Consider the following 19,781-nt stretch of genomic DNA (forward strand, 5'->3'; position numbering starts at 1 on the left):
GCCACGCGGGGCCTCGCCGCCGTCGCTGCGCCGGCGGTCGGCGAGGCCTTTCTTCCCGCGCGGAGGACTTCGGCTCTACGCGTCCTGCGCCTTCACGACCCGGGACGTCGGGATCGGGTGCGCGTCGGCCTTGATCCAGCGCATCGCGAAGGTGCCCTCACGGTGTCCGTCGGTGTCGAGCCAGTTGCCGTAGCCCGGATCCTTCGCGGCCACCACGATGGTCAGGGTGCCGTCGTCGTTGAGCTTGGCCGTGTGGTTGTTGATGTAGACGGTGGTGCGGTGGTAGTCGAGGGATTCCACCCAGAAGTTCTGCAGGACGAAGTTGAAGTACTCGCAGTCCGGTACCTCGGTCTCGATCACCCAGACCTCGTCCTCGGCCAGTTTCCAGTACCCGTGGAGGTAGAAGATCGTCGGATCGCCACCGGCGTTCTGGAAGAAGTCCTGGCCCCAGTCCACGATTTCGTTGGCCCGCGGCCGGAACTTGCGGCTCCACTCCAGGAAGGTCTTCGCGGTGCCGCTCACGTTGCCGACGGCCGCGGTGAGGCGCGCGCCGATCCGCTCCGGGGTCAGCGGGGTGAACTCACCTTCCGGGTGCAGGCATTCGATGGACAGCTCGGCGGCGGTCTCGTTGACGCGGTCCTGGTAGGTCTGCCGTACGGAGATGAGGTTGCTGTCCGGCGCGAGCGGCAGCCAGGCACCTTCCGCCGGCTTGTCGACGCTCGCGATGAACGAGAACCGGCCGTGCTCGTCGACCGGGAGGTCGTGGCCGTGCAGATCGCCGGTCTGCAGCATGGTGCCGTCGATGTGGTAGCGGTTGACGCGCGATCCGAACGTCAGCAGCGGAACGTTGCCGCGCGTGCCGGTGATCCGGTAGGTGTGCCTGCCGGAGATGTTGGCGCGCAGGTAGACGTTGTCGGGGTTGTCGGCCCCGATCTTGGTCCTCATGTTCGGGTTGGGTGCCGAGGTGAAGCTCGGCCAGCGCGGATCGGTGTACTCGACGCAGTTGATCGTCGCGTACCTGAGCAGGCGGCTCAGGTAGCGGACGCCCTCGGCCTGCGTCAGCGGATCCTGCGGCACGATCTCGTCCTGCAGGATGTTCCCGGCGTCGAGCAGATCAGTGCAGAACTTCTCCCACACAGCGTTCACGGTCTTCTCCTTCGGTCGTTCGGACGGGTGACGACGCCGGGTCAGGCACGGGTCGCGAAGGCCTGGTCGACGTCGGCGTCGCTCAGACCGAAGTCCTGGAGGGAGTACCGGTGGTCGGGGCGGCGGTGCGCGCCCAGGCTCTTGCGGTGCGCGGCCTCGATCGCCCCGCGTGCCTGCGGGGTGAACTCCAGGCCGAAGTGGTCGTAGATGCCGCCGACGGTGCCCAGCGGATCGGTGACGAAGTCCTGGTAGTCGACGTCGAGGAACTGCCGGGGGTCGTAGCGGTGGCGGGCCGTCTCGAAGTGCTCGATTCCCCGTGACCACAGGGCGAGCTGGGTACGGCCGATGGTCTCCCGGTCGTACGCGTCGGACATGTCGTGCTTGCCCTGCTCGGCCAGGCTGCATGTCGAGGCCATGGCGGTCCTCGGCGCGCGGTGCGTCCGGATGATCAGGGCGTCCGGGTACACCCGCATGATCTCGTCGATCGCGAAGACATGGCTGGGGTTCTTGAGCACCCAGCGCTTCTCGGGGTCGTTCATGCCGATCAGCTGCAGGTTCTTCCTGTGACGGGCGTACGTGTCGGTCCAGTCCTGTCCGGCGAGCCACTTCGAGTACGTGGGGAGGTACGAGATGCACTCGAAGGCCACCGACCTCATCGACTGCTGCAACAGCTGCCAGCACTCCTCGACTTCGTCGGCATCCATGAAGTGGACCTTCATCAGCTCCGCCTCCGCCGCCTGACGGGCCGCGAAGTGGGCCCGGGAGCGCTGGAAGTCGGGGTTCGCGGGCCAGTCCTCGCGGGCGGGCCGCGGCTGGGGCGCCTCGGCGAGCCAGGTCTCGACGCCCTGGTGGGCGGGGTCGGCGGACAGCAGCCGGTGCAGCGCGGTGCTGCCCGTGCGCATGAGACCGCAGACGAAGACCGGGCGGTCGATGACGACGTCGGTGTGCTCGGGGTGCCGGGCGAACGCCGCCTCGCTGCGCGCCCTGCCCACCAGGGCCTTCGTCAGCAGCGCCCGGGCGATCGTCACCCCGTGCGGGGTGAGCCGTGAGTCACCGTCGAAGCTGGAGATCAGTACGTCCAGCCCTTCGCGGAAGCCGTCGTCGGCGGATTCACCGAAGTCGGTGAGTCCGGTCGCCTCGGCCGCGAGAGCGAGGAGTTCGTCGGCGGTGCCGACCGTCGCGGAGTCGTGTGAGGTCATGTCCCTCTCCAGTTCAGTGGTGGGTGTGTCCGCAGTTGACGTCCAGGCACTGGCCCGTGATCGCCCGCGCGAGGTCGGAGGCGAGGAAGACGGCGGTGTTCGCGATGTCGTCGGGTTCGGGGAGGCGGCGCAGGTCGGCTCCGGCCGCGATCTCGTCGTAGACCACGCCCGGGTCGACGCCGCGCTCGCTCGCCCGGCGTTCGAACCACGTCTTGACGGAGTCCGCCCAGATGTAGCCGGGAGCGACCGAGTTCACCCGCACCCCTTGGGGGCCCAGGTCCACGGACAGGCCCCGGGCGAGGGCCAGCAGGCCGGCCTTCATGATCCGATAGGCGCCGAAGCCCGGCAGCTGGTTGCGGAGCACCATCGAGTTGATCATCACGATCGAGCCCTGTGACTCGACGAGCGCGGGCACCAGTCGGCGGGTGAGGTTGAGCGCGGCCATCAGGTTGATCTCCAGGCCCTGCCGTACGTCGTCCGGCTCGGCGTCGAGGAGCCGGATCTGTGCGGGCTGGACGAATGCGTTGTGGATCACCGAGTCGAGCCGGCCGAAGGCGCCGCACGCCTGCTCCGCGAGGTTCTCGACCGATGCGTCGTCGGTGAGATCGGCCGGCACCACCGCCGCCTGCCCGCCGAGGGCGCGGATCTCGTCGGCCACCGCTTCGAGCCTGGACCGGGTGCGGGCCGCGAGCACCACCTGAGCTCCTGCCAGGGCGCTGCGTACGGCGAGTGACCGGCCGAGGCCCGGACCGACCCCCGACACGAGCACGACCTTTCCCTCCAGCAACGGGATGCGGGTCTGCGTCATGCCGACGCCTCCGGCGGGCCGGCCGGTGCCTGGGGATCGATGACCGCGCTGAGCGAGACGATCCTGCACCCGTCGTCGAACTCGATCAGGTCGGTGGCCGCGAACGCTGGCATGCCGGCGCGGTCGACGCGGAGCTGCATGGCGGCGTACCTGCCCGTCACGGTGATCGGGGAGAGCAGGCTGACCGTGAAGTCGACCTTCGCGTTCCCGGTGCTGAACTTCCGGATCTCGTCGACGCCCCGGTAGCTGGCGACACCGAGGGGCTCGTGCTGGACGGCGTCCACGGCGAACAGCGCGAGCAGGGCGTCGACGTCGTGGTTCCCGAGGTGGCGCACGTACGCCTCGACGGCAGAGCAGATTTCGTCCCGACTGGGCATGGATCTCCTTGGCTTGACGCGGTACCGGCGGTGCGGGCGGGTGGTGCGCTCGGTCAGGCGATGACGCCGCGGGCCCGGAGAAGGTCGACGATCCGGCCGGCCGCCTGCTCCGGTGAGTCGGACGTGGTGTCGATCCGTACCTCGGGCGAGAGCGGTGGCTCGTAGGGCGAGTCGATTCCGGTGAAGTTCGGCAGCTCGCCGCGCCTGGCCTTCCGGTAGAGCCCCTTCGGATCCCGCTCCTCCGCGACCGCGACCGGGGTGTCCACGTGGACCTCGCAGAAGTGCTCGGTCCCGATCAGCTCCCGGGCCGCCTCCCGTTCCGCGCGGAAGGGCGAGATGAACGACGCGATGACGATCAGGCCCGCATCGGCCATGAGCCGGGCGACCTCGGTGACGCGCCGGATGTTCTCCACCCGGTCGGCGTCGGTGAATCCGAGGTCCTGGTTGAGGCCGTGGCGGACGTTGTCGCCGTCCAGGAGGTAGGTGTGTGCGCCCAGGGCGTGCAGCCGGCGCTCGACTTCGTTCGCGATCGTCGACTTCCCGGAGCCGGAGAGCCCGGTCAGCCACAGGATCTGCGGGCTGTGTCCCATCAGCTCCGTGCGAGCGCCTTCGTCGACGTCGACCACCTGCCAGTGGACGTTGTCCGAACGGCGCAGCGCGTGCGTGATCATGCCGGCGCCCACCGTGCTGTTGGTCAGCCGGTCGATCAGGACGAAGCCGCCGGTGTCCCGGTTGGCGGTGTACGCGTCATACGGCACCGGGCGGTCGAAGCTGATGTTGCAGACGCCGATCTCGTTGAGCGCGAGGGTGTTCGCCGCCGCCTTCTCCAGAGTGTTGACGTTGATCCTGTGCTTGGGTTTGGTGATCCGCGCCTGCACCGTCATGGTGCCGATGCGGCAGAGATACGGACGCTCGGGCAGCATCTCGTCCTCGCCCATCCACACCAGGTGCGCCTCGAACTGGTCGGCGACACCGGGCAGGGCGTCCGCCACGGCGAGCACGTCACCGCGGCTGACGTCGATCTCGTCGGCCAGCGTGACCGTGACGGACTGACCGGCGATGGCCTCCGTCAGGTCGCCGTCCCGGGTGACGATCCGGGCGACCGAGGACTCCCTGCCGCCCGGCAAAGCCCGCACCCGGTCGCCGGGCCGCACCACACCGCTCACGATCTGTCCGGAGAACCCGCGGAAGTCGAGGTCAGGCCGGTTCACCCACTGGACGGGCATCCGGAACGGGCGGGCGAGGAGGTCGTCGTCGATCTCCACGGTCTCCAGGTGCCCCATGAGCGTCGGGCCCTCGTACCAGGGGGTGTTGGCGCTGCGCTCGGTGAGGTTGTCCCCGACGTACGCCGACATCGGGATGGCCACGACGTCGGTCAGCCCGATCTCCTTCGCGAACCCGGCGTACTCGCCGACGATCCGCTCGAAGACCTCCTGTTCGTAGTCGGCCAGGTCGAGCTTGTTGACGGCGAGCACCACATGGCGGATGCCCAGCAGCGACACCAGGTAGGAGTGCCGGCGGGTCTGGGTGAGCACGCCCTTGCGGGCGTCGACCAGGATCACCGCGAGGTCCGCGGTGGAGGCGCCGGTGACCATGTTGCGGGTGTACTGCTCGTGGCCGGGGGTGTCGGCGACGACGAACTTGCGCTGCTCGGTGGAGAAGTAGCGGTAGGCGACGTCGATGGTGATGCCCTGTTCGCGCTCGGCGGCCAGCCCGTCGACCAGCAACGCGAAGTCCAGGCCCTCGCCCTGGGTGCCCACCTTGCGGGAGTCGGCCTCCAGCGCGGTGAGCTGGTCCTCGAAGACCAGCTTCGACTCGTAGAGCAGCCGGCCGATGAGCGTGGACTTGCCGTCGTCGACGCTGCCGCAGGTAATGAAGCGGAGCATGCTCTTGTTGGCGTGCCGCTCCAGGTACTGCTCGATGTCGCCGGCTATCAGATCGGTCGAGTGCGTCATCAGAAGTAGCCCTCCTGCTTCTTCTTCTCCATCGACGCACTGCTGTCGTGGTCGATGACGCGCCCCTGGCGCTCGGATGTGGAGGTCAGCAGCATTTCCTGGATGATCCCGGTCAGGGAGTCGGCGGTGCTCTCGACGGCCCCGGTGAGCGGGTAGCAGCCGAGCGTCCGGAACCGCACGCTCCTGAGCTCGGGTTCCTCACCCGGCAGCAGTGGCATCCGATCGTCGTCGACCATGATCAGCGCCCCGTCGCGTTCGACGACCGGCCGCTTCGCCGCGAAGTACAGCGGCACGATCGGTATCCGTTCCTTCCGGATGTACTCCCAGACGTCGAGCTCGGTCCAGTTGGACAGCGGGAAGACCCGCAGGCTCTCGCCGGGCGACCGGCGCACGTTGTACATCCGCCACAGTTCGGGGCGCTGCCGCTTCGGGTCCCACCGGTGCTCCGCCGAACGGATCGAGAAGACGCGCTCCTTGGCCCGCGACTTCTCCTCGTCCCGGCGCGCACCGCCGAACGCGGCGTCGAACCTGTGGAGATCCAGGGCCTGCTTGAGCCCCTCCGTCTTCCACATGTCGGTGTGGGTGGCCGACCCGTGGGTGAACGGGTTGATCGACTTCTCCACGCACTCGGGGTTCTTGTGGACCAGCAGGTCCAGGTCCCCGGCAGCGGCGGTCTCGTCGCGCAGGGCGTACATCTCGCGGAACTTCCACGTCGTGTCGACGTGCAGCAACGGGAACGGCAGCCTGGACGGGAAGAACGCCTTCCGCGCGAGGTGCAGCATCACCGCGCTGTCCTTGCCGACGGAGTAGAGCATCACGGGGTTCTCGCTCCCCGCGACGGCCTCCCGCATGATGTGCATGCTCTCGGCCTCGAGCCGTTCGAGGTGGGTCAGGGTGGGTGTCATCGTCCGAGTACCCCCAGAGCGCGATCGGTCAGTTCGGGACGGCAGATCAGCAGGTCGGGCAACCAGGGGTTCTCCTGGTTGTAGTGGAGTTCGGATCCGTCGATCCGGGACACGTGGAGTCCGGCGGCGCGGGCGACGGCGACCGGGGCCGCCGAGTCCCACTCGTACTGGCCGCCGGAGTGGGCGTAGATGTCGGCCTCGCCGCGCACCACGGCCATCGCCTTGGCGCCCGCCGAGCCCATCTCGACCAGTTCGGCACCGAGCGCCTCGGCCATGGCCATCACCGGCGCGGGCCGGCGGGTGCGGCTGACGACCACGCGGGGAACGGCGGGCAGCGCGGAGAGAGGGGCGGCCGGGTCCGCCGTGGAGAAGGTGACGCCCAGTCCGGGCAGCGCGACCGCGCCGGCGACCAGCCGCCCCGCCTCGACCAGCGCGACGTGGACGGCCCAGTCGGACCGGCCCGGCTCGCCGAACTCGCGTGTGCCGTCGAGCGGGTCGACGATCCACACCCGGTCGGCCGTCAGCCGGGCACGGTCGTCGGCACCCTCCTCGGAGAGCACCGCGTCGCCGGGGAAGCGCTCGCCGAGGGTGGCGGCCAGGTAGTCGTGCGAGAGCTGATCCCCCGCCTTGCGGATGTCGGCGGGATCGGCCCCGGCGCGTTCCCGGTCCGCCCGGTGCGCGAGCAGCAGAGCACCGGCCGCGGCGGCGATCTCGGCCGCGGCCCGCCCGTCGGCGGCGCGACGGGAAGTGGCCCGGGAAGACGCGGAGAGCAGGGGTGATGAGGCGGCGGGGTTCGTCATGGACAGGACTGTAGCCCTAGAATGAACCTTGTTCAATCTATTCTGAACAAGGTTCATTCTTTGTTTTCTCCCACGGATACTGTGAGCGCATGAAGGAATCGAGCAGGAAGTCCGCCTACGGCGACCCGGAGGCGCGCCGTCGGATGACGCTGGACGCGGCGGCCGCGCTGCTGGACGAGGGCGGGTACACCGCGCTCACCATCCGGTCGGTGGCCCAGCGTTCGGGCACCAGCACCGGGCTGATCTACCAGTACTTCGCCGACAAGGAGGAGATCTTCATCGCTCTGCTCATCGAGAGCCAGATCGAGTCCACGGCCTTCGTCGAGGCCCTCCCCCGGGACGGGGGCGTCGCGGCACTGATCGCCTCGGTGATCCCCCAGTCCGCCCGCCAATGGGGCCGGGTGGGCCGGCTGACCGCGACCTGGAGCATGACCGAGGGCGACGCCCGCTACGACCGCAAATCGGTCGTCGAACTACGCGACACGGCGCGCCTGTACGACGAGGCACTCCACGCGGCGGTCGTCGAGGCGGCCGCGAGTGAGGGCCGGCCCCTCCGGGAGGATCCGGCACTTCTCCGGTTCGTGGTGTCCGGACTGATCGGCGTCTCCGAGACCCTGGTCAACAACTGGGCGCCGCATCTCGGCCCGTCGGACCTCATCGAATTCGCCGCCGACGCGATCACCCGGGGGATCACCGCGCCGGGCACGACGGATCAGCCGGGCTGACCGGCCGTCCGGTTCCCAGGATTCGCCACCGGGAACCGGGGTTGCGCGCGGGGTGACCCGGACCGCCGTCCACCGCTCACCCCGCACGCAGGCACCTGTGCCAGCAGGTACCGGTACCGGTCAGAAGACCGACTCGGCCTCGTGCATCCGGGCCACGGGCACGGTCTTGAGTCGAGTGACCGCGTCGGCCAGCGGCACCATCTCGATGTCGTTGCCGCGCAGGGCCGTCATCCGCCCGAAGTCGCCCCGGTGCGCCGCCTCCACCGCGTGCCAGCCGAAGCGGGTGGCGAGCACCCTGTCGTACGCGGTCGGTGTGCCGCCGCGCTGGACGTGGCCGAGGATGACCGGCCGGGCCTCCTTGCCGAGCCGGGTCTCCAGCTCGACGGCGAGGCGGTTGCCGATGCCCTGGAAGCGCTCGTGGCCGAACTGGTCGATCGCGCCCTTGGCGTACGGCATGGAGCCCTCGGCCGGGTGCGCGCCCTCGGCGACGCAGATGACCGCGAACTTCTTGCCGCGCGCGAAGCGCTCCTCGACCATCTTGACGAGGTCCTCGACCTGGAACTGCCGCTCGGGCAGGCAGATGCCGTGCGCGCCGCCGGCCATGCCGGACTCCAGCGCGATCCATCCGGCGTGGCGGCCCATCACCTCGACGACCATGACGCGCTGGTGGGACTCGGCCGTGGTCTTCAGCCGGTCTATGGCCTCGGTCGCGACGCCCACCGCGGTGTCGAAGCCGAAGGTGCGGTCGGTGGCCGAGATGTCGTTGTCGATGGTCTTCGGGACGCCGACGACGGGCATGCCCGCGTCGGACAGCATCCGGGCGGCCGTGAGGGTGCCCTCGCCGCCGATCGGGATCAGTGCGTCCATGCCGTAACGACGGCTCAGCTCGGCACAGTTCTCCGCGGCTTCGCGCAGCCGGTCGCGCTCCAGGCGGGCCGAGCCGAGGATGGTGCCGCCGCGCGCGAGGATGCCGCTCACCGCGTTGAGGTCGAGGGGGCGGAAGTGACCGTCGAGGAGGCCCTTGAAGCCGTCCTCGAAGCCGATGACCTCATCGCCGTGACCCACCACGGCACGGTGCACGACCGAGCGGATCACTGCGTTCAGGCCTGGGCAGTCGCCGCCTGCGGTGAGAACTCCGATGCGCATCGTGCTGTATCTCCTGCTCGCTGGGGCCCGTCGTATGCCGTACGGGCCGGGGGCAACGGCATGATCCCCCGTACCGTGAGTCACGACGATTGTCCCACGTCATGTCCGCACCCCGCGCTTTCGGCTGCTCCATGGGCGGCCGGACCGGCTCCGGCGGTGGCTACGACGGCTGCGACCAGGGACTTTCGCCCGGCGGGCGGCCTCTCGGCCCCCGCAGGTATCGTCAAACAGGCGATACCACTCGAACCGGACAACATACCGGACAAGAGATGACGGGAGAGCACGCGTGACGCGCAGCGTGTACGTGACCGGGATCGACCGGGGAGACGGCCGTCAGGTCGTCGATCTGGGAGTCATGGAGCTCCTGACGCGTCAGGTGGACCGGGTCGGGGTGTTCCGGCCCCTGGTCCACGATGACCCCGACCGGCTCTTCGAACTCCTGCGGGCCCGCTACCGGCTCTCCCAGGACCCGGGGACCGTCTACGGCCTCGACTACCACGAGGCCTCCGCGATCCAGGCGGAGCAGGGTACCGACGAGCTGGTCTCCCGGCTCGTCGAGCGCTTCCACCGGGTGGCGGCGGACTACGAGGTGGTCCTCGTCCTCGGCACCGACTTCGCCGCCACCCAGCTCCCCGACGAGCTGGCCCTGAACGCCCGCCTCGCCAACGAGTTCGGCGCCTCGGTGATCGCGGTGGTCGGCGGCCAGGACCAGGACGCGGAGTCCGTGCGGGCCGAGACGCGCAACGCGTACCGCGCGTACGCCGGTCTCGGCTGCGACGTGCTGGCGATGATCGTGAACCGGGTGGCCTCCGCGGACCGCGAGGTGATCGCGGAGCGGCTCTCGGCCACGCTGCCGGTGCCCTGCTCGGTGCTGCCCGACGACCCGGCCCTCTCGGCGCCGACGGTCGCGCAGATCACCGCGGCACTGGACGGCACGGTGCTGCTCGGCGACGACGCGGGGCTGGCGCGGGACGCGCTGGACTTCGTGTTCGGCGGCGCGATGCTGCCGAACCTGCTGAAGGCGCTGACGCCGGGCTGCATGGTGGTGACGCCCGGGGACCGTTCGGACCTGGTGGTCGGCTCGCTCGCCGCGCACAGCGCGGGGACGCCGCCCATCGCGGGCGTGCTGCTGACGCTGAACGAGCGGCCGGGCGAGGAGATACTCAAGCTGGCCGCGCGCCTCGCGCCCGGCACCCCGGTCGTCTCGGTGGCCGGCGGCTCCTTCCCCACGGCCGGGGAGCTCTTCGCGCTGGAGGGCAAGCTGAACGCGGCGACGCCGCGCAAGGCCGAGACGGCCCTGGGGCTCTTCGAGCGGCATGTCGACACGGCCGCGCTCCTCGACCGGATCTCGGTCGCCCGCAGTGGCCGGGTCACGCCGATGATGTTCGAGCACGAACTGCTGGAGCAGGCCCGCGCGGACCGGCGCCGGGTGGTGCTGCCCGAGGGCACCGAGGAACGGGTGCTGCGCGCCGCCGACGTACTGATGCGGCGTGACGTCTGCGACCTCACCCTGCTGGGCGATCCCGACGTGATCCGCAAGAAGGCCGCCGACCTCGGCATCGACCTGGCGAGCACCCAGCTGATCGACCCGCAGACCTCCGAGCTGCGCCAGGCCTTCGCGGAGCGGTACGCGCAGCTGCGCGCCCACCGCGGGGTGACGGTCGAGCTCGCGTACGACGTCGTCTCGGACGTCAACTACTTCGGCACCCTGATGGTCCAGGAGGGGCTCGCGGACGGCATGGTCTCCGGGGCCGTGCACTCCACGGCGGCGACGATCCGCCCGGCCTTCGAGATCATCAAGACCAAACCGGACGCCTCGATCGTGTCGTCGGTCTTCTTCATGTGCCTCGCCGACAAGGTCCTCGTCTACGGCGACTGCGCGGTCAACCCGGACCCGGACGCGGAGCAGCTCGCGGACATCGCCGTGCAGTCCGCGGTCACCGCCGCCCGCTTCGGCGTGGAGCCCCGGATCGCGATGCTCTCGTACTCGACGGGCACGTCGGGGTCGGGCGCCGACGTCGACAAGGTCCGCGAGGCGACCGACCGGGTGCGCACGAGCCGCCCGGACCTGATGATCGAGGGCCCCATCCAGTACGACGCCGCGGTCGAGCCGAGCGTCGCCGCGACGAAACTGCCCGGCTCCGAGGTGGCGGGCCAGGCGACGGTCCTGATCTTCCCGGACCTGAACACCGGGAACAACACCTACAAGGCCGTGCAGCGCTCGGCGGGCGCCGTGGCCGTCGGCCCGGTCCTCCAGGGGCTGCGCAAGCCCGTCAACGACCTGTCCAGGGGCGCGCTCGTCCAGGACATCGTCAATACCGTGGCCATTACGGCGATTCAGGCACAGGGCGAGGAGCGACCCGCATGACCACCCCGAACACCGCAGCCACCACCCCCGGGGCGAGCCGGGTGCTCGTCCTCAACTCCGGCTCGTCCTCCGTGAAGTACCAGCTCCTCGACATGCGCGACCACACCCGGCTCGCGTCCGGGCTGGTCGAGCGGATCGGTGAGGAGACCTCCCGGCTCGTCCACACCCCGCTGGCCGGCGGCGGGGGCGAGAGCCGGGAGCGCAACGGCCGGATCCCCGACCACGACGCGGCGCTCAAGGCGGCCGCCGAGGAGCTGGCCGCCGACGGGCTCGGGCTGGACTCCCCCGAACTGGCGGCGATCGGCCACCGGGTGGTGCACGGCGGGCTGCGGTTCACCGAGCCGACCGTGATCACGGACGAGGTGCTGAAGGAGATCGAGCGCCTGGTGCCGGTGGCCCCGCTGCACAACCCGGCGAACATCACCGGCATCCGTACGGCCCAGGCGCTGCGCCCCGACCTGCCGCAGGTGGCGGTCTTCGACACCGCGTTCCACACGACGATGCCGGAGTACGCGGCGCGGTACGCGATCGACGTGGAGACGGCGGACGCCCACCGGATCCGCCGCTACGGATTCCACGGCACCTCGCACGCCTACGTCTCCCGCAAGGCGGCCGAGCTGCTGGGCAGCGCCCCCGAGGACGTCAACGTCATCGTGCTGCACCTGGGCAACGGCGCGTCCGCCTCGGCGGTGGCGGGCGGCCGGTGCGTGGAGACCTCGATGGGACTGACCCCCTTGGAGGGGCTGGTCATGGGTACACGTTCCGGGGACATCGATCCGGCGGTCACGTTCCACCTCAAGCGGGTGGCGGGCATGTCGGCCGACGAGATCGATGAACTTCTCAACAAGAAGAGCGGTCTGGTCGGCCTCTGCGGCGACAACGACATGCGGGAGATCAGGCGCCGGGTCGACGAGGGCGACGAGCGGGCGGCGCTCGCCTTCGACATCTACGTGCACCGGCTGAAGAAGTACATCGGCGCCTATTCGGCGGTCCTCGGCCGGGTGGACGCCGTGGTGTTCACGGCGGGGGTCGGTGAGAACTCGGCTCCCGTACGCGAGGCTGCCATCGCGGGTCTGGAGGAGCTCGGCCTCGTGGTGGACGCGGATCTCAACGCCGTACGGTCCGGCGAACCCCGGCTGATCTCGCCGAACTACGCACGGGTCGCGGTCGCCGTGGTGCCGACCGACGAGGAGCTGGAGATCGCCGGCCAGACCTTCGCACTGGTCGACAACTGAGCACCCCCGCGCCCCTTTGTATCTTCCACCAGACGGAATATTCCGCAGCGAAACAAACCGATAGGATCCGCCTCATGCGCCGTTCCAAAATCGTCTGCACCCTCGGTCCCGCCGTCGACTCCCATGAGCAGCTCGTCGCTCTGATCGAGGCCGGCATGAGCGTGGCCCGATTCAACTTCAGTCACGGTTCCCACGCGGAGCACCAGGGTCGTTACGACCGGGTCCGCAAGGCCGCCGCCGAGACCGGGCGGGCGGTCGGCGTGCTCGCCGACCTCCAGGGCCCGAAGATCCGCCTCGCGAAGTTCGCCGAGGGCCCGGTCGAACTGGTCCGCGGGGACGAGTTCGTCATCACCGCCGAGGACGTCCCCGGGGACAAGTCGATCTGCGGCACGACCTACAAGGGTCTGCCCGGCGACGTCGCCAAGGGCGACCCGATCCTGATCAACGACGGCAACGTCGAGCTGAAGGTCGTCTCCGTGGACGGCCCCCGCGTCCACACCATCGTCATCGAGGGCGGGGTGATCTCCGACCACAAGGGGATCAACCTGCCGGGTGCGGCGGTCAACGTCCCGGCCCTGTCCGAGAAGGACATCGACGACCTGCGCTTCGCCCTGAAGATGGGCTGCGACCTGGTCGCGCTCTCCTTCGTGCGGGACGCGGGCGACGTCAAGGACGTCCACAAGATCATGGACGAGGAGGGCCGCCGGGTCCCCGTCATCGCCAAGGTCGAGAAGCCGCAGGCCGTCGAGAACATGGAGGGCGTCGTCGCGGCGTTCGACGGTGTGATGGTCGCCCGTGGCGACCTCGCCGTCGAGTACCCGCTGGAGAAGGTCCCGATGGTGCAGAAGCGCCTCGTGGAGCTGTGCCGGCGCAACGCCAAGCCGGTGATCGTGGCGACCCAGATGATGGAGTCGATGATCACCAACTCGCGCCCGACCCGCGCCGAGGCGTCCGACGTCGCCAACGCGATCCTGGACGGTGCGGACGCGGTCATGCTGTCCGCGGAGTCCTCGGTCGGCGCGTACCCGATCGAGACGGTCAAGACGATGTCGAAGATCGTCGTCGCCGCCGAGGAGGAGCTGCTCTCCAAGGGCCTCCAGCCGCTGGTGCCGGGCAAGAAGCCCCGCACCCAGGGCGGTTCGGTGGCCCGCGCGGCCTGCGAGATCGCGGACTTCCTGAACGGTGAGGCCCTGGTCGCCTTCACCAAGTCCGGCGACACCGCCCGCCGCCTCTCCCGCTACCGCGCGGCCCAGCCCATCCTCGCCTTCACCACGGACGAGTCGACCCGCAACCAGCTGGCCCTCAGCTGGGGCGTCGAGGCCCACGTGGTCCCGCACGTGGACACCACGGACGCGATGGTGGACCTGGTCGACGCGGAGCTGCTGAAGCTGGACCGCTACAGCAACGGCGACACGATGGTCATCACGGCCGGCTCGCCTCCCGGCATCCCCGGCACGACCAACATGGTGCGCGTGCACCACGTGGGCGGCCAGAGCCGCGACTGACCGCGGAGCGGTCCCGTAACGACGTGGCACAAGGGCGGTGGCCCGGTACAGGATGTACCGGGCCACCGCCCTCGGCGGTTGCCGGTTCTTCCGGCGAGGCCGGTATCCGGTGGCGCTGAGCCGCCGTGAGTTCATCCGGTCAGGTCGCAGGGCACGAGGTGGGGGTAGATCCGGCATGACCATCGATGGCGTACACGACCTGCTTGTGCAGGCTCGCGGCGAGCCCTCTCCGCTGTACGAGCTGCCGGAGGGTGGCGCCTCCGAGGACGTCGGTGCCTACACCCTCAACGTTCCCCTGGACCGGAACCGGCTGTTCCTGCCGGCGGATCTGCTGGACACACTGCGCTCATGGTCGCTGTCCCGCCCGCCGGACGGGTCCGCATCCCGGCCGGGCCTGAACCAGCACGTCGAACAAGGGCTGGCAGCCGCCCAGCGGCTGGCCAGGCATCTCGGACCGTCGTGGTCGGTGCTCTGCTGGGACGAGCGCCGCAGCACGGTGAAGCGGGCCTGCTGGAGCTGCGTCCGCCTGCACTGGGCGCGCGACAGCCACGACGCTCCGTCCCGTCCCGTGGACATCACGGTCGAGGGTGAATTCGGTTTCGCGCCGCTGCGCGCCGACGAGTTCGGGGACTTCGCTCCCGACGATCCCGCCGCCGGACTGGCCCTCTCCGATGGTCTGGTCGCCGATCTGTACGCCTGGTCGGATGACATCGACAGGGGGATGAACCGGTATCTGCGGGATCGCGACGAGGACAGCTACCACGACGTGGGACAGCGGCAGTACCGCGAGGGGAGAGAGCTGGCGAGACGCCTCGCCCAGGAGCTCGGGCCCGCACGGAAGGTGACCTACAAGGGCATGGCACATGGCGGCCCCCTGTGGACGTCGGTCACCTGGCGGGGAGAACGGCTGATCGAGGGCGAATCGTCCGCCTAAGGGCTGTCCCGCAATTCCTGGTGGATCAGCGCGCGGCGTCAGATGCGGTGCATCGCAAGGCGGAGAGGCGCCCGCATACTGGATGTATTCGGGCGTTTCGACAACGGAGGGGGTCCCCCCGTGCCGTTGAGGCTACGGGGGAGAGGTGCCGTAGCTGTCGTCGCGCGCCCGCCAGGAATTGCGGGACAGCCCTTAGGCCATCGCCGCGCCGTCCCGCGAAGCCGGTGCGGTCCGCGGTGCTCGCTCCCGTCCGGGAGCCGCACAACGGCGGTGGGCCGCGCCCCTTGAGAGGAGTGCGGCCCACCGCCGTTGTGCGGCTCCCGGACGGGTCAGGGGTGCGTCAGCTGTCCTGGGTGAAGTAGTTCTGCAGACCGGGCACCTTCAGCGTCCCGCCGAACTGGCCCGCCTGCTTCAGCTTCACGTTGGTGAAGAACGCGAACGGCACGTTCAGCGGCGGCGGGGTCGCCGGGCTGAAGGTGATCGGGATGAGGCCGAAGAGGTTGCCCTTCAGCTCGTCCGTGTACATCGTCACCTCGCCGTCGCGGATGGTGGACGTGGAGCCCTTCCGCGCCTTCACGTGGCCCGTCACGCCCGGCTGCGGGCCGACGGTCAACTGGTGGAGGTCCTTGATGTCGATGGAGGAGGCGGTGAACTTCAGCACCTTCTTCGTGCTGCCGTCGCCCTTCTCCACCTCCACGATGCCCTTGTAGTCGAGCCCGACCAGGGTGAGCAGCGAACTCTCCAGGACCCACGGCTCGTTCGGGAGGCGGGGGATGCCCTGCTCCAGATCGGCCGCGGCCAGGGCCTTCGGGTCGGCGGTCGGACACGGGAAGGCGGGCTTGGCGCCGTCCGGTATGTCCTCGTCCGCCTTCGGGTCGAGACCCTTGACGTCCTCGTCGAGCTCCTTGACCGGCTTGCCGGCCTTGTCCGCCGCGTCACGGATGGCGTCGGTGGTCTTGTCGACCGTGTCCTTCGCCGCGTCCGTGGCCTTCTCGACGGGCTTGTCGGCGGTCTCGTCCGTGGGCTCAGCGGTGGCGGACTTCGAGGGCTCCGGGGTCGCCGTGGTGGCGCTGGGTGACGGGCTCGCCGTCTCCTCGTCCGGTCCGTCGAAGAAGTCCTTGAGCTTGTCGCCCCAGCCCAGCGGGTCGAGCGGGTTCGTCGACTTCGTGGGGGTGGGGCTCGGGCTCGCCGTCGCGGCCGGGGCGTCGGCGCTCTTCTTGGCCGTGTCGGCCGTCGCGTCGTCCGTGGCACTCGCCGACGCCGACGGGGTGGCCGTGGGCTTCGGGGTCGCCTCGTCGCTCTTGTCCGGCGCGGGCTTGCCGCTCTCGGAGGCCGACGGGGACGGCGTCTTCGACGCCGAGGGCGACGGATCCGCCGACTCGCTCGGCTCGTCGGAGCGGGTCACACAGGGGCCGGGGGCGAACGGGATGTCCGTGCTGTCGTCGGCCATCGCGAGCTTGGGGGTGAGCCCCATCCCGACGAAGACGGCCGTCGGCATCGCGGCGAGCGCGAACGCCTTCTTGCCGGAGGGCATGTGCAGCTTCGTCAGCAGCGACTTCCGGGGGGCGGCGTGACGCGGCCCTCTTCGCTCGTCGAGGCCGCCCTCGCCCAGGGCGTTCACCTGCCTGTCGTCACCCCGCACGATGCCTCCCGCCGTCGGCCTCGACTGTCGTGTCGTACGGAGCCGGCTGCTGCTCCGGGACGCCCATCCCGTGGAACGCGCCCTCCGGATGGACCGGGGCCTGCGGGTCCTTCGCGAAGGAGAAGCCGTCAGGTGCTTCCGCGCCGAGCAGCTCCGGCTCCTCCGCCTCGCCGAGGAGGCCCTGGGCCGGTTCGGCCTCGTCCGGCTTCGCTTCGCCCGGGACCCAGGACACGGAGAGCGCGCCACCGAGCAGGGCGAACAGGAAGCCGATGAGGAAGCCGCCGATGTTGGCGACGGGTATGGAGATCAGCGCCAGCAGGATCGCCGCGACTCCGGCGAACACCCGGACGATGCTGTGGAACCACATCGTCAGGCCCAGCGTGACGAGCAGGACTCCGATGATGAGCGATCCGGCGCCCGCGGTGGTGGACATGGCCAGCGTCATGTTGCCGAGGTGCATGTTCGCGTACGGGAAGTACGCGATGGGTACACCGCCCAGCATGGTGAACAGGCCCGCCCAGAACGGCCGGTTACCCCGCCAGGTGCGGAAGGTCCCCCGGTAGACGCTGAGGTAGTGCTCGTTCTGCCCTTGGGATTCGGGGCTCATGGAAAACAGCTCCCTGGAACCGGTACTGCTGTGAGAAAGAGAAGGGTGGGCGGCCGGGGTCCGCTGCGATGCGCACCCCGGCCACCCGGGCGAGTGCTTAGTAGCACTCCTTGACGCCCTTGTGCAGCTTCAGCGACAGGTCGGGAAGCTTGAACGTTCCAGCCGTGGTGGCCCACGCCTGCTGACGAACGTCCGACAGCTTGGCGACGTCGGCGCGCTGCGAGAACCCGTAGGGGTTGGCCTGGGTGCCAGGCTGGATGCCTATGCTCCCGGGCTTGTCCGTCTTCAGCGAACCGGCGGCGACGCCGATGTCGATGTTCGTGAACTCGGCGTCCGCGCCGAGCTGCGAGACATCGAGGTACAGGTCCTTGGCGTAGACCTTGTCCTTGCCGGTGCCCGCGTTGAGCTGCAGCGTGATGCTGCCCAGCCCGAACGGCAGGTCGGGCGTGACGACCGACTGGCACATGTTGGTGATGGTGGCCTCGCTGAACCCGGACACGGCGACCGGAGCGGCCATGTCCTTGCCCTTGAGGTCCTTGCCCGTCGCGACACTGCCGTACTGGACGAAGTTCTGGCCGACCAGCTCATCCGCCCTGACCTTGAACTCCTGGCCGGACACGCTGAACGACGCGGCGAGCGCGCCCTGTGCCAGGCCGACACCCACCGCGGCGGTGGCTATGACGCTCGGCACCATGACGACAGCGAAACGCTTCCATCTCGTGCCACCGCGAACCTGGGAACTCATACTTTTCCTCCTTCTCGGACGTACATCTCCGGCCTGGCATCCTGCCCGACCTGGGATGGGAGAAGTGCTACGTCCTCGGGAAGGAGAGCGCCTGCGGACGGGGCTTGAACCGCGCCCGAATCACCGGCGATCACCCCCGAGCGACAACCACTGGCCACGCGTTCGCGCAACCTGTTTCGGACAGGCCCTGCCGGTCAGCAGGAACCCCCCTGTCCGGAATCGGCGCCACTGCCGCCGATCCACTCGGTGGGGACCCAACGGAGCCGCCGCACCGACTGGCAGCCGGGGTGGCGTTATTGGACCGAGCGTGGCCGATCGTGGTCCATTCGCGGCCGTGACACAAGGGGGTTCGTTACTCACTAGTAACGGCCCGATAACCGACCCACGACCGGGCGGCACCGAGCGGCCACACAGGGTTGCCCCGACCCGACCGACGAAAGCCACCAAGGGTGAGCGAAGCAGGACAGATCACAATGATCGATTTACTGCGAGTAACAGGGCTTCCTTTTATCAAGATTTGGTAAAGCGGAGGGCTCTCTTATCGCCGGAACGCGAAAACGGCCGTGACCCCCATCGGGGGCCACGGCCGTGTTGTCAGATCAGAACAAGACGCGCGCGAGCGCGGTGCGCGCGGCGCCGACGCGCGGATCGTCGGGGCCGATCACCTCGAAGAGCTCCAGGAGACGGAGCCGTACCCGGTCCCGGTCGTCACCGAAATTGCGGCGGACCGTCTCGACGAGACGCCCGAACGCGTCCTCGACATGACCGCCGACCAGATCGAGGTCGGCCGCCGCGATCTGCGCGTCCGCGTCCCCCGGGTTCTCGGCGGCGTCCTTGCGGACCTGCTGCGGGTCCATCTTCTGGACCCGGCCGAGGAGTTCCGCCTGCGCGAGGCCCAGCTTGGCCTCGGTGTTGGCCGGGTCGTCGGACAGGACGTTCTTGTAGGCCTGGACGGCGCCGGCGAAGTCATTGGCGTCCAGCGCCTGCGCGGCCGCCTCCAGCAGTGCGTCGTACGGTCCCGCGGGCACCTCGGGAGCCTCGGCGGCCGTCTCCGGACCCGCCGCGTCCCGGTCGACCGCGATGCCGGTGAGGCCGAACCGCTCCTCGCCGACCTGGATCAGCTGGTCCAGCGTCTCCCGGATCTGCGATTCGGGGGCCGCGCCCTGGAAGAGGGGCAGCGCCTGTCCGGCAACGACGGCGAAGACCGCCGGGATGCCCTGGATCCCGAACTGCTGCATCAGCATCTGGTTGGCGTCGACGTCGACCTTGGCCAGGACGAACCGGCCGTTGTACTCGTGGGCCAGACGCTCCAGGAGCGGGCCCAGCTGCTTGCACGGCTCGCACCACTCGGCCCAGAAGTCGATGACGACCGGGACCTCGGCGGAGCGCTGGAGGACGTCGCTCTCGAAGCCCGCCTCATCGACGTCGATCACGAGGGAGGACGGGGGCACGGCTGCCGGGCCACCCTGCCGAGCGGTCTCGGCACGGGCCTGCTCCGCCTTCACCTTGGCCTCACCGGCCGCCTTCACCGCGGCGAGGTCGACGACGCCGCTCATGGACATGTTCCTAGGCTGCATGCGTACATCCTCCCCCCTCGGCACACCGTTCCGGAAAGCGATACGGGAACCGCGTCCGTCCGCTGCCCCCGCCGGTGTGCGAGGTGCGCGGACAGACACGGTCCGAG

General features: G+C 69.6%; 17 protein-coding genes. 5 read left to right on the plus strand and 12 right to left on the minus strand.

Features of this window, described 5'->3' with window-relative positions:
• Positions 1–75: 75 nt before the first annotated feature.
• From OG959_RS10435 to OG959_RS10465, 7 genes are read right to left on the minus strand one after another with little or no spacing between them, the layout of a single operon-like run.
• A complete protein-coding gene (locus OG959_RS10435; RefSeq protein WP_326657888.1) occupies positions 76–1,146 on the minus strand; it encodes a DUF1214 domain-containing protein in 1,071 nt (356 codons plus the stop codon).
• A 41-nt stretch (positions 1,147–1,187) separates the two neighbouring features.
• Positions 1,188–2,345: a sulfotransferase family protein gene (locus OG959_RS10440; protein ID WP_326657889.1), complete on the minus strand. Its 1,158-nt coding sequence runs from the start codon at positions 2,343–2,345 to the stop codon at positions 1,188–1,190.
• A 13-nt stretch (positions 2,346–2,358) separates the two neighbouring features.
• Complete coding sequence (locus OG959_RS10445; protein WP_326657890.1) at positions 2,359–3,153, minus strand: SDR family oxidoreductase; 795 nt, start codon at positions 3,151–3,153, stop codon at positions 2,359–2,361.
• Positions 3,150–3,530 (minus strand): nuclear transport factor 2 family protein, encoded by a 381-nt coding sequence (locus OG959_RS10450; RefSeq protein WP_326657891.1) that lies wholly within the window; start codon positions 3,528–3,530, stop codon positions 3,150–3,152. The genes OG959_RS10445 and OG959_RS10450 overlap by 4 nt, the downstream gene beginning before the upstream one ends.
• Positions 3,531–3,583: 53 nt before the next feature.
• Complete coding sequence (gene cysN / locus OG959_RS10455; protein ID WP_326657892.1) at positions 3,584–5,485, minus strand: sulfate adenylyltransferase subunit CysN; 1,902 nt, start codon at positions 5,483–5,485, stop codon at positions 3,584–3,586.
• Positions 5,485–6,390, minus strand: a complete 906-nt coding sequence (cysD, locus tag OG959_RS10460; RefSeq protein ID WP_326657893.1) for a sulfate adenylyltransferase subunit CysD — start codon at positions 6,388–6,390, stop codon at positions 5,485–5,487. Before cysD ends, cysN begins: the two co-directional genes overlap by 1 nt.
• Positions 6,387–7,190: a 3'(2'),5'-bisphosphate nucleotidase CysQ gene (locus tag OG959_RS10465; RefSeq protein ID WP_326657894.1), complete on the minus strand. Its 804-nt coding sequence runs from the start codon at positions 7,188–7,190 to the stop codon at positions 6,387–6,389. Before OG959_RS10465 ends, cysD begins: the two co-directional genes overlap by 4 nt.
• An 89-nt stretch (positions 7,191–7,279) precedes the next feature.
• Here OG959_RS10465 and OG959_RS10470 point away from each other — a divergent pair, with 89 nt between their 5' ends.
• Positions 7,280–7,915, plus strand: a complete 636-nt coding sequence (locus tag OG959_RS10470; protein ID WP_326657895.1) for a TetR/AcrR family transcriptional regulator — start codon at positions 7,280–7,282, stop codon at positions 7,913–7,915.
• Positions 7,916–8,035: 120 nt separating this feature from the next.
• Here OG959_RS10470 and OG959_RS10475 read toward each other — a convergent pair whose 3' ends face one another.
• The gene (locus tag OG959_RS10475; RefSeq protein WP_326657896.1) at positions 8,036–9,061 is read right to left on the minus strand and encodes an ATP-dependent 6-phosphofructokinase; all 1,026 of its coding nucleotides are present in this window, start codon (positions 9,059–9,061) and stop codon (positions 8,036–8,038) included.
• A gap of 286 nt (positions 9,062–9,347) precedes the next feature.
• Between OG959_RS10475 and pta the strand changes: the two genes are divergently transcribed.
• The 4 genes from pta to OG959_RS10495 all read left to right on the plus strand — a co-directional run bounded on the left by pta (position 9,348) and on the right by OG959_RS10495 (position 15,103).
• Entirely contained in the window at positions 9,348–11,429 is a 2,082-nt protein-coding gene (gene pta, locus OG959_RS10480) for a phosphate acetyltransferase (RefSeq protein ID WP_326657897.1), read from the plus strand.
• Entirely contained in the window at positions 11,426–12,664 is a 1,239-nt protein-coding gene (locus tag OG959_RS10485) for an acetate kinase (protein ID WP_326657898.1), read from the plus strand. The genes pta and OG959_RS10485 overlap by 4 nt, the downstream gene beginning before the upstream one ends.
• Positions 12,665–12,738: 74 nt before the next feature.
• Positions 12,739–14,169, plus strand: coding sequence for a pyruvate kinase (gene pyk / locus OG959_RS10490; protein ID WP_326657899.1), 1,431 nt, complete (start codon positions 12,739–12,741; stop codon positions 14,167–14,169).
• A gap of 175 nt (positions 14,170–14,344) precedes the next feature.
• On the plus strand, positions 14,345–15,103 hold the full coding sequence (locus OG959_RS10495; protein ID WP_326657900.1) for a hypothetical protein: 759 nt from the start codon (positions 14,345–14,347) through the stop codon (positions 15,101–15,103).
• A gap of 340 nt (positions 15,104–15,443) precedes the next feature.
• Here OG959_RS10495 and OG959_RS10500 read toward each other — a convergent pair whose 3' ends face one another.
• The 4 genes from OG959_RS10500 to OG959_RS10515 form a co-directional block, all read right to left on the minus strand.
• Positions 15,444–16,745, minus strand: a complete 1,302-nt coding sequence (locus tag OG959_RS10500; protein WP_326657901.1) for a hypothetical protein — start codon at positions 16,743–16,745, stop codon at positions 15,444–15,446.
• A complete protein-coding gene (locus OG959_RS10505) occupies positions 16,735–17,352 on the minus strand; it encodes a DUF6114 domain-containing protein (protein WP_326657902.1) in 618 nt (205 codons plus the stop codon). The genes OG959_RS10500 and OG959_RS10505 overlap by 11 nt, the downstream gene beginning before the upstream one ends.
• Before the next feature lie 97 nt (positions 17,353–17,449).
• Positions 17,450–18,097: a DUF6230 family protein gene (locus tag OG959_RS10510; protein WP_326657903.1), complete on the minus strand. Its 648-nt coding sequence runs from the start codon at positions 18,095–18,097 to the stop codon at positions 17,450–17,452.
• Positions 18,098–18,696: 599 nt separating this feature from the next.
• On the minus strand, positions 18,697–19,674 hold the full coding sequence (locus tag OG959_RS10515) for a tetratricopeptide repeat protein (RefSeq protein WP_326657904.1): 978 nt from the start codon (positions 19,672–19,674) through the stop codon (positions 18,697–18,699).
• Positions 19,675–19,781 lie beyond the last annotated feature (107 nt).

Origin of the sequence: Streptomyces sp. NBC_00385 (genome assembly GCF_035917155.1) — a bacterium.
In the GTDB taxonomy this organism is placed as follows: domain Bacteria; phylum Actinomycetota; class Actinomycetes; order Streptomycetales; family Streptomycetaceae; genus Streptomyces; species Streptomyces poriferorum.

Bases quoted from the DNA above. Each gene is read 5' to 3' on its own strand.
- OG959_RS10440 (WP_326657889.1), bottom strand. From the start codon at position 2,345: ATGACCTCACACGACTCCGCGACGGTCGGCACCGCCGACGAACTCCTC.
- OG959_RS10445 (WP_326657890.1), bottom strand. From the start codon at position 3,153: ATGACGCAGACCCGCATCCCGTTGCTGGAGGGAAAGGTCGTGCTCGTG.
- OG959_RS10450 (WP_326657891.1), bottom strand. From the start codon at position 3,530: ATGCCCAGTCGGGACGAAATCTGCTCTGCCGTCGAGGCGTACGTGCGC.
- cysN (WP_326657892.1), bottom strand. From the start codon at position 5,485: ATGACGCACTCGACCGATCTGATAGCCGGCGACATCGAGCAGTACCTG.
- cysD (WP_326657893.1), bottom strand. From the start codon at position 6,390: ATGACACCCACCCTGACCCACCTCGAACGGCTCGAGGCCGAGAGCATG.
- OG959_RS10465 (WP_326657894.1), bottom strand. From the start codon at position 7,190: ATGACGAACCCCGCCGCCTCATCACCCCTGCTCTCCGCGTCTTCCCGG.
- OG959_RS10470 (WP_326657895.1), top strand. From the start codon at position 7,280: ATGAAGGAATCGAGCAGGAAGTCCGCCTACGGCGACCCGGAGGCGCGC.
- OG959_RS10475 (WP_326657896.1), bottom strand. From the start codon at position 9,061: ATGCGCATCGGAGTTCTCACCGCAGGCGGCGACTGCCCAGGCCTGAAC.
- OG959_RS10485 (WP_326657898.1), top strand. From the start codon at position 11,426: ATGACCACCCCGAACACCGCAGCCACCACCCCCGGGGCGAGCCGGGTG.
- pyk (WP_326657899.1), top strand. From the start codon at position 12,739: ATGCGCCGTTCCAAAATCGTCTGCACCCTCGGTCCCGCCGTCGACTCC.
- OG959_RS10495 (WP_326657900.1), top strand. From the start codon at position 14,345: ATGACCATCGATGGCGTACACGACCTGCTTGTGCAGGCTCGCGGCGAG.
- OG959_RS10505 (WP_326657902.1), bottom strand. From the start codon at position 17,352: ATGAGCCCCGAATCCCAAGGGCAGAACGAGCACTACCTCAGCGTCTAC.
- OG959_RS10510 (WP_326657903.1), bottom strand. From the start codon at position 18,097: ATGAGTTCCCAGGTTCGCGGTGGCACGAGATGGAAGCGTTTCGCTGTC.
- OG959_RS10515 (WP_326657904.1), bottom strand. From the start codon at position 19,674: ATGCAGCCTAGGAACATGTCCATGAGCGGCGTCGTCGACCTCGCCGCG.